Source organism: Acidobacteriota bacterium, from assembly GCA_016716905.1.
Taxonomy (GTDB): Bacteria; Acidobacteriota; Vicinamibacteria; order Vicinamibacterales; family SCN-69-37; genus SYFT01.
On the sequence record JADJUS010000004.1, the window covers coordinates 134,143 to 146,853 of the forward strand.

Genomic DNA, 12,711 nt, shown 5'->3' on the forward strand with positions numbered 1-12,711 from the left:
ACTAATACGAATGGAACAGCAGCGCCCGCTGCGCTTGGGCGATCTCGTGGACGACTACTGTCCGAGAGAACGCCGTGTTACCAACCACGCGATCGTCGCCATCGTTGAGGACGCGATTCGGCAAACTCGCTGCACTGCATGCGAGGCCGACCACGTCTACAAGGGAGGCAAGGCGCCCGCTCGGAAGAAGGCCGCTCGAACGAAAGAAGACGAGCAGACCGCTCTTTACGACCAGGTGCTGGCGAACGTGACCGGAGGCACGCCCGTGCCCCCGCCGCCTGAGCCGGTTGTCGTCCCGGTGCCGGTGGTGGTGGCCGCGCCTCCTCCGCCTGTCCACGCGCCAATAGCCGAGCCAACGCCGCAAGCCGTGGCCGCTGCCGCCCCGGCAGCCGATCCCGAACCGGCTCCGCTGGTGATAGACGAAGGGTGGTCGCTCAACAGGCGCTTGATACGCGCATCCCTTCCCCGCAACGACAGCCAGCCCCCTCCCCCCCGAGCGATTCCCGAATTCACGATGCACCAGCGCAATGTGCGCGGCTCGCAGCAATTTCGTGGCGGCGGTGGGAATGGCAACGGCAATGGCAGCGGGTACGGAGGCTCGGGTGGTGGCGGATGGCACGACCGCAGCAGCCAGGGCGCCAACGGCAATTCCAATGGTCACCGCGGCGGGTTCCGCCCCGACCCGCAAGGACAAGGGCAGGGACCAGGACAGGGTGAAGGCCAGCCCGGTTCACCGAACGGACAGCGGCCTGGCGGTGGACGCCGGCGGCGTCGGCACAAGTCACCCAGACCACCGCAGAACTAATCGCTCATGACACAACTCACTTCCAAAGTTGGCCTCATCGTCGGCGTGGCCAACAAGCGGTCGATTGCGTGGGCGATCGCCCAGGCGGCCTCGGCCCAGGGCGCGTCACTCATCCTCACGTATGCCGGCGAACGGCTTGAAGAAAACGTTCGCGAGCTGGCGGCGACCTTGCCCAACGTCACGGTTCTGCCGTGTGATGTGACTGACGATGCGCAGATCGATGCGCTGTTTGAGAACATCCAGACGCAGCACGGTGGGTTGGACTTCATGCTGCACGGCGCCGCGTATGCCCTGCGCGAAGACCTGGCCGCGCCGTTCTCGCAGACGTCGCGCGAAGGGTTCCGCATTGCGCTTGATGTCAGCGCGTACTCCCTCGTGGCGCTCACGCGCCGTGCCGCGCCGCTGATGGCCGCCCGCGGTGGTGGCAGCATCGTCACGCTGACGTATCTGGGCAGCGACCGCGTGTTCACCAACTACAACGTGATGGGTGTGGCCAAGGCCGCGCTCGAGGCGTCGGTGCGCTATCTTGCGAGCGACCTCGGCCCGCAGGGCATTCGCGTGAACGCCATTTCCGCGGGGCCCATCAAAACGCTGGCCGCATCCGGCGTGTCGGGGTTTTCGTCCATTCTGCAGACCTATCGCGATCGTGCCCCCCTGCGTCGCACAGTGGACACCAGCGAAGTGGCAGACGCGGCGATCTTTCTGCTGAGTCCGGCGGGTCGCGGAATCACGGCTGAAGTGCTGATGGTGGACGCCGGCTTCCACGCCATGGGCGTGTAGTGTCCGTCACGCGAACCTTCCTGTCGGGCGCCGATGTGGTCTTGCCGGACCGCGTGGCGTCAGGACTCACGGTGGTGATGGAAGGTGACCGCATCGTTGACCTGACGAGCGGGCCAAGGGAACTCTCACACAGCGAGCGGCGCGTGGATGCCACCGGGCAACTGGTGGTGCCGGGGTTCGTCGATGTGCACGTGCATGGCGTGATGGGCATCGATGTGCTGGACGGCGCCACAGCCGTGGCGTCGGTGGCGCGCGAGCTTTCACGATTCGGGGTCACGGCGTTTTGCCCCACGTCGGTGGCGTGTTCGCCCGACACCCTCTCTGCATTTCTGGATTCGGTGGCGGCCGCGCGAAGCGCACCCGAACCCGGCGCCGCACGCGTCTTGCGCGCGCACCTCGAAAGCAACTTCATCAATCCCGCGTACTGCGGCGCGCAGCCGACGGAGTGGCTGTGGACGTACGAGCAGAAAAACGACCTCAGAGGTCAAGAAAACGACCTCAGAGGTCGTTTTGCGGGAGATGACAAAATCGACCTCAGAGGTCGTTTTGCAGACGATGCAACAAAACGACCTCTGAGGTCGTTTTTGTCTCCCGACGTCGGCATCCTCACCATGGCGCCGGAGATGCCCGGCGGGATGGACCTGCTGCGCGCGGCGGTCCAGGCGGGCATCAGGGTGTCGCTGGGCCACTCCGGCGCCACGTTCGACCAGGCGCGCGAGGCCATCGACGCGGGCGCCCGGCACGCCACACACCTGTTCAATCGCATGTCGCCCATGGGACATCGCGACCCCGGCCTCGTGGGCGCCGTGTTGTCGAGCGACGAAGTGGCCGCTGAACTCATCTGCGACGGCCATCACGTCCATCCCGCGGTGATGCGCGTGGCCATTGCCGCCAAAGGACACAGCCGGATGATGGCGATCACTGACGGCACGGCCGGCGCGGGCCTGCCGCGCGGTTCCTGCGCCCGTCTCGGTGGCCGCAATATCACCGTCGGCGATGTGGCGCGGCTCGACGATGGGACGCTGGCGGGGAGCGTGGCCACGATGGATCGGGTGTTTGCAACCCTGGTGACCCAGGCGGGGCAGTCGCTTGTAGAGGCCGCCCTGCTGTGTTCCACCACCCCGGCCCGCGAACTCGGCCTCATCGGACAAGGCGTGATTGCCCCTGGCAGCCTGGCGGACCTGGCCATCCTGACCCCCGGCCTTCGGGTGGTCCAAACCTGGGTGGGCGGTCGAACGTCGCACCCCGTACGACCGTAAGGATAACCATGCGCACCCTCACCGCCTCGGGACTCCTGCTTTGCGCCACATCCCTCTCTGCCTGCAGCATCAACGTCGACACAGAAGGGTTCATCGTCCGCGAGGAGAAACGTTTTGCCGTTGAAGGCATTGCGGAACTGACGCTCCAGACGTTTGACGGCGGCGTGGAAGTGCGGGGCTGGGACCGCCCCGAGGTGCTTGTGGAGATCGAGATGCGGGCCGAGGACAAGGAAGCCGTCTCGAAGATCACGGTGCTGGCCGAGCAGACGGGCCAGAAGATTCAGGTCGATGTGCGTCACTCAGGAACCACACGGTTTGTGGGCATAGGCGTATTCACGTCGCCGAGCGCGCGCTTGATCGTGAGTGCGCCCCGCAAGGTCAACCTCGACATCAGAACATCGGATGGCTCGGTGGTGGTCGAGCGGATTGATGGCAAATTGCAGCTTCGTACCGCTGACGGCAGTATCCGGGCGACCGAAACGGCCGGGGACCTGTTGGCCGAGTCGGGCGATGGATCGCTGACGCTTGAAGATGTTGAGGGCCGGGTTGAGGCTCGCACCACGGACGGTACGATCAGGGTTTCTGGCGTGCCCGGCGTGGTGCGCGCACGTTCGGGCGACGGCTCCATCGTTCTCAGAATCCGCCGCGGCGCGGTGATGACCGAAGACTGGATGGTGGCCACCAACGATGGGTCCATCTCGGCAGAGCTGCCGGATGACTTCAGCGGCCTCATCGAGGCCGAGCCCGGCTCCGACAGCCGCGCGCGCTCAGACCTCAAGCTCGAGGATCAAGTGGGCGGGACGCGCGAACAGCGATCACTGCGTGGGCGCCTCGGCGCCGGCGGCAAGACCATGGTCCTTCGCACGGGCGACGGGTCCATTCGGCTCACGCAGTATTGAGTCCAGAGTCCAGAGTCCAGAGTCCAGGGTCCAGGGTCCGGAATCACCCAGACAGTCGGGCGAACCTCCGCGTGGATTCCGGGAAGTCCACGCCCATCGCGAACCAGTACACAACGCCCGCTGCCAATGCGGTCGAGAGCAGCCGCACATCGGCGAGCGTCGAGGGTGGCGGTGCGGATGGTCCGCCGAGCGATGTCAGGGCCATGCCGGCGAATACACTCGCGATAGAGAGGGCCTGGTAGATCGGCATGCCGAGCCACTGCCGGGTCTGCGGCTCGCCGCGATGACCCTCTTCCACGAACCGCGCTAGCCCGGCCAGGACCAGATACGCACCAGAGATGAACCAGATCGGCGCCTGCAGGTTCCAGAGCCGCAGCAGGAGCACACCAATCGCGATGTTGCCGGCTATCGAGTACACCTGTGTGGGATGAATCGACTGGCCTGAAAGGTGCGACAGCGAGACCACGCGGGAATGCTCGTTCGCGACCCGAATGCCGAAGCGGGGATCGACCGGCGCGCCGTGACAGCAACCTTGAACGAGACAGCGCAGGCGGCCAAGCGCCTGAATCCAGGGCGACATGGTGGCGGCAGCGGCGAGGATGATCGCCGTCGGCTGGCCGAATGCGCCGGACGCGATCGTGCCGAGGCAGCCCCCAACCACCGCTCCGTAGTAACCGAATGGTCGTTGCACGGTGGTAGCCGCATCTGCCCACTGCGCCCACAAGGCGGCGCCGACCAGAGCGAACGTCGCGAGCATCATCACGCCCGGCCACGCATCGGGTCCGGCCAACGCCACCATCCCGCCGACGCCCACCAGAGCGGCCAGGCCAGGGTAGATGCCGTGGTTGATGATGCGGATCGGCCCCAGACGCCATGCGTGCCAGGAGTTGGCGAGCCTTTCTGCGGCATCGAGCGTTGCGCGCCACGCGCGTACTGGATGCCAGAGGAGTAGGACGAACGCCATCGCAGCGGGAATGTCGGCCACCGCGTGCATTCCTGTTGTCACACAACTCACGGCGACAGCCGCGGCCCAGATCCAGCCCACGAGGGCCCAGCCACGCGATCGCCGCGAGAGTGCGCCCGCAACAAACGCCGCCCAGACCACATGGAACGCGGGCCACGCCGCCACGGGGGGATTCGCATACTTCTGGTCAAGGGCCAGCACCCAGCCGAGCGGGCCAGCCGGATCGAACGGCCGGAACGGGGCGATGACCGGCACCGTGAGGTAGATGATCGACAGCACCACAGTGGCGGCCACGGCTTGCTCCGCCATTCGCCGCAACGCTGCTCGCGTGGGCACGAGGAACGCCGCGAGGGGCACCATCAGATAGGCGCTCACGTAGATGGGCACGGTCCACAGGAGGACTGGCCAGTTCTTCTCCGCATCAAGGCGAATGTCAAAAGCGTCCGGTGGCACGCCGAGCTCCTTGACCGCGGTATATGCAAGGAGCCACGGTGCAAGGACGACGAACATGAATGAAAAACGCTCAGCGAACGTCGGCGGCCGCTCATCGTCAGGGGGCAGGCTGAGCCATGGTCTGAACGATGCGGCCTCGGAGCCGAACCGGCGCCGCAGGTCTGGCCGCTCGAAACCATAGACAAGCGCCGCGCAGGCGAGAGCGACGACCGGAGTCACAATCCACAAGCCCGAGGCCGAACCGGTGGTCCATGACACTCCGGCGCAGGCCACGACCCAACCAAAATAGATGGGATGTGCGATGACGTGGTAGATGCCTGAGCTCACGAACCTGGCGGGCGGAAACGCGTTCATCGGCAGGCCGTGGCCCCGCCGGATAATCTGGACGACACCGGTGATCCAGATCAGTACGCCCAGCGCAGTGAGGATCGCGCCACCCGTGATCGACTGATACGCCGGGAGATCGAACTGTCGATCGAGCGAGCGGGCCCAGAGCACCAGCGTCACAGGCAAGGCGACGGTGAATGCCAGGCCGTAGAGGATGCGGCCGATGCTGCGAGTGCCCGTTATCCCCATCGCACCACCTCATGAATGACCCACCCGGTTTCCGCGGCGCCACGATCGCTACGGAGCACTGCCGGTGAAATCCACTTCGTCTCCACTGCGTGAGCGGCCCGGCGGGGCACACAGAACGAAAAGACACCGGCCACGGTCTGCCCGAGCTGGCCATGGCGCCAGACCCGTCCGGGGTCGATCTCCAGCGTCGCGCCAGGCCAAGCCACCCTGTCACGCTCCACCACGCTCGCGTCCACGGCAACTCCTTCGGCGAATACCCAGCGCCGGTCGAGTCCACCGCGCCAGTCGATCCAGACGACGCTCCGGCGCTCACTGACAAACCTGCCCCATCGCAGTTCGCTGAAGGGCAGCGCCCAGGGCGCCACGGTCATTTCCAGTGTTTCGGCGTAGCCGAAGCCGGCGAGGATCTGGGCGTTCGGCAGGCGCAGCGACGCGCGTCCGCCGGGTTGCTGGCATCGCCACACAATCTTCCCGCGCTCATCGTCGAGCAACGAGATGGTGATGGGGGGATATCGCGAGGTCCATTGACCCGTGACGCCCAATGGCGACGCGTCGAGTTCGAGGTCGTGGCCCGCGGCGGTGATCTTCGGTCGTGCGGAGAGACGTCGGTGGTCCGGGCGCGGCAGGGAGCCCGGAGCGTTCATGATCTCGAAGTACGGCAGCGAGACCGGTCCCACTCCCACGCGCGCAGAGTAGACGATAGCCGCGTCACCCCCGGCGGTGACACAGTCCAAGTACCACTTGCGAAGCGCGAAGCGCACCTGTCCCAAGCATACGCTCTTACCTGGGACGCAGGGCTCCTTGTCGCTCCCTGCACTTGCTGCACGCTCCACAATGGCCATCATCTGGCGTGGGGTTCATGCACGACAACGTAAGGTCCAGCGGCACGCCGAACTCCAATCCTCGCTGTGCCACCTCGCTTTTCCGAAGCGCCAGGTAAGGCGCGCTGATCTCCAGGAAGTGGTGGTGTTCGCGCGTCATGGCGTCCGTCATCTCCGCGAAAAACTCCAACGTCGCGTCGGGGAATGGGTTGCCGGCGAGCGGCGCCAGCAGCAAACGGGTGATCCCGAGCTCTTTGCACACCACGGCGGCGTTCGAAATCAGCAGCCGGTTCCGGTCTTCGAGGTAGACGTCCTCGTCAGGCGAGTCGAATGCGGGCGGGCGACCCACGACCGCCCAATGGTCGGCCGGGTAGAGCTGTAGCGCGTTCACCTCCACCGTGATGACCGGCTCGGATCGGCCGGCCAGCGGCGCAAGGGCGAGGAGACGGGCGATGGTGCGCGCCTCAGCCGGCTCCCACGCCAGCCCGCACCGGACGTGAATGGGCTGCACCGCGCGTCCGGCCGACAGCTCGTCGGCCAGCAGCACCGTGCTGTCGAGCCCCCCGGACCACAAGACCGCCGACCGACCGCTCATCCCCTCACCATGAAATACTGAGCCAATGTACTCCGTCACGAAGCGCCTCGATTTTTGCTACGGCCACCGCCTGCTCAACTACGAGGGCGTGTGCCGGCACCTGCATGGCCACAATGCCATGGTTGAAATCGACATTACCGCCGAGGTGCTGAACGATCTGGACATGGTCGTGGATTTTTCCGACATCAAGCGCGTGGTCAAGGCGTGGATTGATCGCGAGCTTGATCACAAGATGATCCTGCGGCACGACGACCCGCTGGTGGATTTGTTGCGCGCGCAGGGCGAGCCCATCTACACGATCGATGCGAATCCGACCGCTGAGCGCCTGGCGAAGCTGATTTTCGAAAAAGTCAAAGAACTGGGCTTCAACGTCTCTGCCGTACGCCTGTGGGAAACGCCAGGCTCGTGCGCGAGCTGGGCGCCCGCTACCAGATAGACGCGACGATAAACGTCACAAGGAACGCCAGGGTCAGCGGCAGCAACGTGCCGACCACCGTCCACTTCAGGCTCAGCGTTTCCTTGTACATCGTGATGATCGTGGTCGCGCACGGATTGTGCAGCAGCGAGAACAACATCAGGTTCACCGCCGTGAGCAGCGTCCAGCCATGTTCGGTGACCAGCAGCCGCTTGATCTCTTCAAGCGACACATCGTCGGTCATCATCCCGGTGCCGAGATACACCATGAGCAACGTGGGCACGACGATCTCATTCGCGGGGATAGCAATGATGTACGCGAGCAGAATGACGCCGTCGAGTCCAATGGCGTGGCCGAGGGGATTCAGCGCGTTTGAGATGTGCCGGGCCAGGCTGACGTCTCCGACGAAGATGTTCGCCAGGAGCCAGATGACGGCGCCGGCGGGTGCCGCCGTCAGGACCGCGCGCCACAACACGAAGAGTGTGCGATCGATGATCGACGTGTAGAGGATCCGCAGGATGCCCGGTCGGCGGTACGGCGGCAACTCCAGCGTAAACGCCGACGCCTGGCCCTTCAGCACGGTGCGCGACAACACCCAGGACACCACCAGGGTGACCACGACACCGATGAGCACCACGCCGACCACGGTGCCCGCCGCGGCGATCGACGCCACGGCGTCAGGCACCAGCGGCCCCACGAAGATCGTGGCCAGCAGAATCAGCGTGGGGAATCGGCCATTACACGGCACGAAGTTGTTCGTGAGGATGGCCACCAGGCGTTCGCGCGGCGAGTCAATTACACGCGTCGAAATGATGCCGGCTGCATTACAGCCGAATCCCATCGCCATCGTCAGGGCCTGTTTGCCGTGAGCGCCGGCGCGTGAAAACAGGAAGTCGAGGTTAAATGCCACCCGCGGGAGATAACCGAGATCTTCCAGCATGGTGAACAGCGGGAAGAAGATCATCATCGGCGGCAGCATGACGCTGACCACCCACGCCAGCCCGCGGAAGACGCCGTGCCAGATGAAACCGGTGACCCACCAGGGAGCGCCGAAGTTTGTGAAGACGGTCGCGGCCTGATCCTCGAACCAGAAGAACCCGGAGGCCAGCATCGCCGACGGCACATTGGCCCCGGCCACGGTGAGCCAGAACACGATGGCCAGCAGCAGCGCCATGATCGGCAGGCCGAAGATCGGCGACGTGACGATGCGATCGATGCGCTGGTCGAAGTCATACCGCGCAGTGCCGGCGTGATGCGACGCGCGGCCGGCGATGCGCTCGGCCTCCGCATAGATCGACTTCACGGTTTCGTCACGGAACTGGCCGGTCAGCGTGGCTCGCAGTTCGGCGGCCCGTTGCAGGACGGCGGCGGCGTTGGGGCTCGGCATTACTGCGTGCCCTGCAGCGAGATCTTTGCGCTGAACCGCTGCGCCGTTTCCTGCTGGCTGGCCACCAACTCCACGAGGCGGCCCGACGAAAGCGCTTGTTCGACTTCGGCATCGCCATCGAGCAGGCGAATGGCAATCCAGCGTGCGTTCGGCACACCGGGTGCGAGCGATTCGATGAGCGGCACGAGTTCAGAGATGGCGCGCTGGAACTCGGGTGTTCCCTTGATTCGGAGCGGCGCTGTGTGAACGTCGCCCGATGAAACACCCGCCACCGCTTCGAGCAGTCCATGGATGCCGTCGCCGGTGCGTGCGGTGATGCCCACCGCCGGCACACCCAGGTCGCGCGAGAGACTGCGCACGTCCACCTCAATGTTCTTCCGCTTCGCTTCATCCATCAGGTTCACGGCGATCACCACGCGGCTCGTGATCTCGAGCACCTGCAGCACGAGGTTCAGGTTGCGTTCGATGGCCGTGGCGTCAACGACGACGATGGTGGCGTCGGGGTGACCAAAGAGCAGGAAGTCGCGGGCGATTTCCTCGTCGTGCGAGGCCGAGAGCAGCGAGTAGGTGCCCGGAAGATCCACGAGCTTGTAGCGCACGTTGTCGAACGCAAACGCGCCTTCTGCTCGTGTGACCGTCTTGCCGGGCCAGTTGCCGGTGTGCTGCTTGAGGCCGGTCAGCGCATTGAACAGCGTGGACTTGCCGGTGTTGGGGTTGCCCGCGAGCGCAACCACACGATCGACCTTGTCGAGTGACACACCCATGCGGGCCAGCTCGGCGTTGATGCTGCAGGAGCCGCAATCGTGGGCGCTCATGACGCTTTCTCCAGCGGCTGCACCAGCACCTGCGACGCCTGCTCGCGTCGAAGCGCGATGAGGGTGCCGCGAATTTCGTACGCGCGCGGATCGCCGGCAAACGTGGTGAGCGCCGCGCGAATGGTGGCGCCCTCGGTGAAGCCCAGATCCATCAGGCGCCGCCGGCTGTAGCCCTGGCAGCGATCGTCCAGGCCAAGCACGTGAGCGACCTGGCCGGTGGAGAGCTCGGCCAGTCGCAGCGCGCCCGAGTGCGCGGGGGTTTGCGGGGCGCTTTCCAGAAAGATGTTGGCGGCCACCGCGGGCGCCAGGCGAAATTCATTCTCGCCGTCGGTCAGGACCATGCGTTCGGGCGAGGAGTCGATGATGCGAATCAGCTGCCCGACTTCGATCCCCTCTGCAACGAGTTGGGCGTAGGAGATCGGCGGCTCGTCTTCAAGATGCACGATACGCGCGAGCCGATCGATGGGCCAGGCCGTGGCCGGAGTGCCCGAGGCCGGGGGCACGAAACCTTCGCGAGTGGGAATCGGATCACCGTGTGGATCGACCGACGGGTGGCCGAGCGAGGCGGAGAGGCGATCGGCGGCGTCCGGCGACAGATGATGTTCGCCGCGTTCGGCCGCGGCATGGACTTTTGGCAGCGGGAGGCGCGCCTCGTCGGCGAAGTACCGTTCCAGGAGGCGATGAGCCCGGATGACCTGAAGCGCCAGGCGTTCGCCTTCGGGGGTGAGATCGAACTCGGCGCCGCGCGCCACGAGAAGGCCCTGGGTCTGCATTCGTTTGACCAGGTCCAGCGCCGCGCCGTCGCGCACCCGGAGTGCCCCGGTCAGGGAGGCGAGCGACCCGTGCCGGCCGCGGTATTCCAGGTCAAACAGGTGCTTCAGGGCGTCTTCGAGCCGGTGGCGGCTCTGCAGGGCTCGCCGCCGACTCGCCCAGGAAATGGCCAGAAGGAGCGCCAGAATTGCGGCGCCAATCGCGACAGTTGTGACAAGCGGCCCCATTTCGATTACCCATAATACAGATTTTGACCACTCAAAACAAATGTACACAAAACGACCTCTGAGGTCGTTCCTTTTTTTCAGAGGGGAAAAATAAACGACCTCAGAGGTCGTTTTTATTTGGGGCGGACGAGGACCTTGGACGCGGCGCGGGTGCCGATCGTGGTGTGGCGATCGGCGTCTGACCGCAACCGGACGGCGTCGGCCGCCGAGTCGCGAGCTTCGATCACCACAGACCTGCCCGGCATGAGGTCGCGTTGCTCGACGAACCTCAGGAACTCCGCGTCCTGATCGATCACGCGCGTAATCACCAACGGGGTTTCGAGCGGCGCGTTCAGCAGGTCCACAGATTCGCGATGCGAGATGGTGCCTTCCGCATTGGGAATGGGGTCGCCATGTGGGTCCACTTCGGGACGGCCGAGCATCTCGTCGATCCGATCGATCAACTGTTCCGACACGGCATGCTCGAGGCGCTCGGCTTCGTCATGCACTTCGGCCCAACTCATCCCCAGCACCTTCACCAGGAACAGTTCGATCAGCCTGTGGCGCCGCAGCACGAGCGACGCCAGCTTCTCTCCTGCGTCCGTCAGTCGCACGCCCATGTACGGCTCGTAGTGCACGAGCCCTGACTCCGCCAGCGCCTTCATCATCGTTGTCGCGGTGCCGGGCACGACGCCCAGCGCCGACGCCAGTTGGCCCATGGGCACCAGTGCCGGACTGGTTTGGGCGGCCTGCGCAAGGTGGATGGTCTTGAGGTAGTTCTCCACCGTTTGTGACGGAAGCATAGGCCCTATTATCGGCCACAATGGCCAGGTGACGCTGGAGCGCGCGTTTGATTCTCCTGAAGACAAGCGGCGCTATGTGCGGCGCCTGTTTGCGACCATCGCCGGGCGTTACGACCTGATCACCCGTGTCCTCTCGTTCGGCCTCGACCAAAGATGGAAGGCGCGCCTGGTGGAGGCAACTGGCGCCCGCGCAGGTTCACGCGCCCTCGATCTGGCGTGTGGCACTGGCGACCTCGCTCAGCGGTTAGCCGCGCGTGGGGCCGCTGTTACCGGGCTCGACGTCACACCGGCCATGCTCGTCCTCGCGCGCGCCAAGCCGGCGAATGCCGGCATTCGCTGGGTCGCCGGCGACATGACCGCGTTGCCGCTGCCCGACAGCTCGGTCGACGTGATCACCACTGGCTACGGCTTGCGGAACGTCCCGGATCTGAAGCTCGCTCTGTCTGAGGTGTACCGCGTGTTGGATGACAACGGGCGCCTGGCATCGCTCGATTTCAATCGGCCCGAATCCGCGATCGTCCGCGGCCCGTACCTGGCGTACCTCACGGTCGTCGGTTCTGCCCTCGGATGGCTGCTGCATCGCGACCCCGACACCTATCGCTACATTCCGGCGTCGATCAGGCGATATCCCGGCGCGGCGGGCGTGGCCCGTCTCATGGAAGACGCAGGATTTGCTGACGTGCGGGTGGTGCCGGTGCTAGGTGGCCTGATGGCGATTCATCTGGCGGCCAAGCGGCCGATCGCAGGGATGAGGAACGGCAGTAAGTCGGCGTCCTGAAGATCGCCAATCGCTTTGCCCGGCGCGATTGCGACTTCCTCCACCACCACGTTGCGGCGTCCTACGGTGGCGCTCGAGCGACCCATGACCCTGGGTGGCCGCACGCTTGTGTCGAGCACGAACTCGATGAAGTCATCCGCAGACGACTCGGAAGCGATTCGCGCGGAGTCCGCAGGTGTCTGCGCCTGAAATGGCAACCGTTCGGCCCGCAGAATCTGGACGGTCTGCACCACCAGGGGCCCGGCGACCTCGACGATGAACTTGGCGTAGGCGCCGTGCGCCGCGTCTCCGCTTTGGCGGCGTTCAACGGCCGCCCGCTGGGCGCGTTCAATTTCACGGAGGATCTGCTGGCGGAGTTCGGCGACTTCCATAGCCCTTCAGCGT

14 protein-coding genes are annotated in these 12,711 nt (G+C 65.3%); 6 read left to right on the plus strand and 8 right to left on the minus strand.

The genetic code is table 11. The features are described from left to right. Window positions 1–10 precede the first annotated feature (10 nt). The 4 genes from IPL75_04445 to IPL75_04460 are packed head-to-tail and all read left to right on the plus strand — an operon-like array spanning window position 11 to window position 3,743. The gene (locus IPL75_04445) at window positions 11–805 is read left to right on the plus strand and encodes a hypothetical protein (protein MBK9239510.1); all 795 of its coding nucleotides are present in this window, start codon (window positions 11–13) and stop codon (window positions 803–805) included. A 6-nt stretch (window positions 806–811) separates the two neighbouring features. Further along, entirely contained in the window at window positions 812–1,585 is a 774-nt protein-coding gene (locus tag IPL75_04450; GenBank protein MBK9239511.1) for an enoyl-ACP reductase, read from the plus strand. Continuing rightward, window positions 1,585–2,844, plus strand: a complete 1,260-nt coding sequence (gene nagA / locus IPL75_04455; GenBank protein ID MBK9239512.1) for an N-acetylglucosamine-6-phosphate deacetylase — start codon at window positions 1,585–1,587, stop codon at window positions 2,842–2,844. The genes IPL75_04450 and nagA overlap by 1 nt, the downstream gene beginning before the upstream one ends. Window positions 2,845–2,852: 8 nt before the next feature. Next, a complete protein-coding gene (locus IPL75_04460) occupies window positions 2,853–3,743 on the plus strand; it encodes a DUF4097 family beta strand repeat protein (protein ID MBK9239513.1) in 891 nt (296 codons plus the stop codon). 43 nt (window positions 3,744–3,786) lie between these two features. Here the strand turns inward: IPL75_04460 and IPL75_04465 are convergent, their stop codons facing one another. The 3 genes from IPL75_04465 to IPL75_04475 are packed head-to-tail and all read right to left on the minus strand — an operon-like array spanning window position 3,787 to window position 7,152. Continuing rightward, on the minus strand, window positions 3,787–5,736 hold the full coding sequence (locus tag IPL75_04465) for a prolipoprotein diacylglyceryl transferase (GenBank protein ID MBK9239514.1): 1,950 nt from the start codon (window positions 5,734–5,736) through the stop codon (window positions 3,787–3,789). Continuing rightward, window positions 5,727–6,497 carry a hypothetical protein gene (locus tag IPL75_04470; protein MBK9239515.1) on the minus strand — a complete coding sequence of 257 codons (771 nt, stop codon included), beginning with the start codon at window positions 6,495–6,497 and terminating at the stop codon, window positions 5,727–5,729. The genes IPL75_04465 and IPL75_04470 overlap by 10 nt, the downstream gene beginning before the upstream one ends. A 19-nt stretch (window positions 6,498–6,516) precedes the next feature. After that, on the minus strand, window positions 6,517–7,152 hold the full coding sequence (locus IPL75_04475) for a 7-cyano-7-deazaguanine synthase (GenBank protein MBK9239516.1): 636 nt from the start codon (window positions 7,150–7,152) through the stop codon (window positions 6,517–6,519). Between the two features lie 25 nt (window positions 7,153–7,177). Between IPL75_04475 and IPL75_04480 the strand changes: the two genes are divergently transcribed. Next, window positions 7,178–7,588: a 6-carboxytetrahydropterin synthase gene (locus IPL75_04480; protein ID MBK9239517.1), complete on the plus strand. Its 411-nt coding sequence runs from the start codon at window positions 7,178–7,180 to the stop codon at window positions 7,586–7,588. Here IPL75_04480 and IPL75_04485 read toward each other — a convergent pair. The 4 genes from IPL75_04485 to IPL75_04500 form a co-directional block, all read right to left on the minus strand. After that, entirely contained in the window at window positions 7,578–8,954 is a 1,377-nt protein-coding gene (locus IPL75_04485) for a ferrous iron transporter B (GenBank protein ID MBK9239518.1), read from the minus strand. The two genes, IPL75_04480 and IPL75_04485, sit on opposite strands and share 11 nt — an antisense overlap. Further along, a complete protein-coding gene (locus IPL75_04490) occupies window positions 8,954–9,769 on the minus strand; it encodes a 50S ribosome-binding GTPase (protein ID MBK9239519.1) in 816 nt (271 codons plus the stop codon). Before IPL75_04490 ends, IPL75_04485 begins: the two co-directional genes overlap by 1 nt. After that, entirely contained in the window at window positions 9,766–10,767 is a 1,002-nt protein-coding gene (locus IPL75_04495; protein MBK9239520.1) for a metal-dependent transcriptional regulator, read from the minus strand. Before IPL75_04495 ends, IPL75_04490 begins: the two co-directional genes overlap by 4 nt. Before the next feature lie 113 nt (window positions 10,768–10,880). Next, on the minus strand, window positions 10,881–11,549 hold the full coding sequence (locus tag IPL75_04500) for a metal-dependent transcriptional regulator (protein MBK9239521.1): 669 nt from the start codon (window positions 11,547–11,549) through the stop codon (window positions 10,881–10,883). Between the two features lie 28 nt (window positions 11,550–11,577). Here IPL75_04500 and IPL75_04505 point away from each other — a divergent pair, with 28 nt between their 5' ends. Then, entirely contained in the window at window positions 11,578–12,327 is a 750-nt protein-coding gene (locus IPL75_04505) for a ubiquinone/menaquinone biosynthesis methyltransferase (GenBank protein ID MBK9239522.1), read from the plus strand. Here IPL75_04505 and IPL75_04510 read toward each other — a convergent pair. Beyond that, the gene (locus IPL75_04510) at window positions 12,267–12,698 is read right to left on the minus strand and encodes a hypothetical protein (GenBank protein MBK9239523.1); all 432 of its coding nucleotides are present in this window, start codon (window positions 12,696–12,698) and stop codon (window positions 12,267–12,269) included. The genes IPL75_04505 and IPL75_04510 overlap by 61 nt on opposite strands. Window positions 12,699–12,711: the final 13 nt, after the last annotated feature.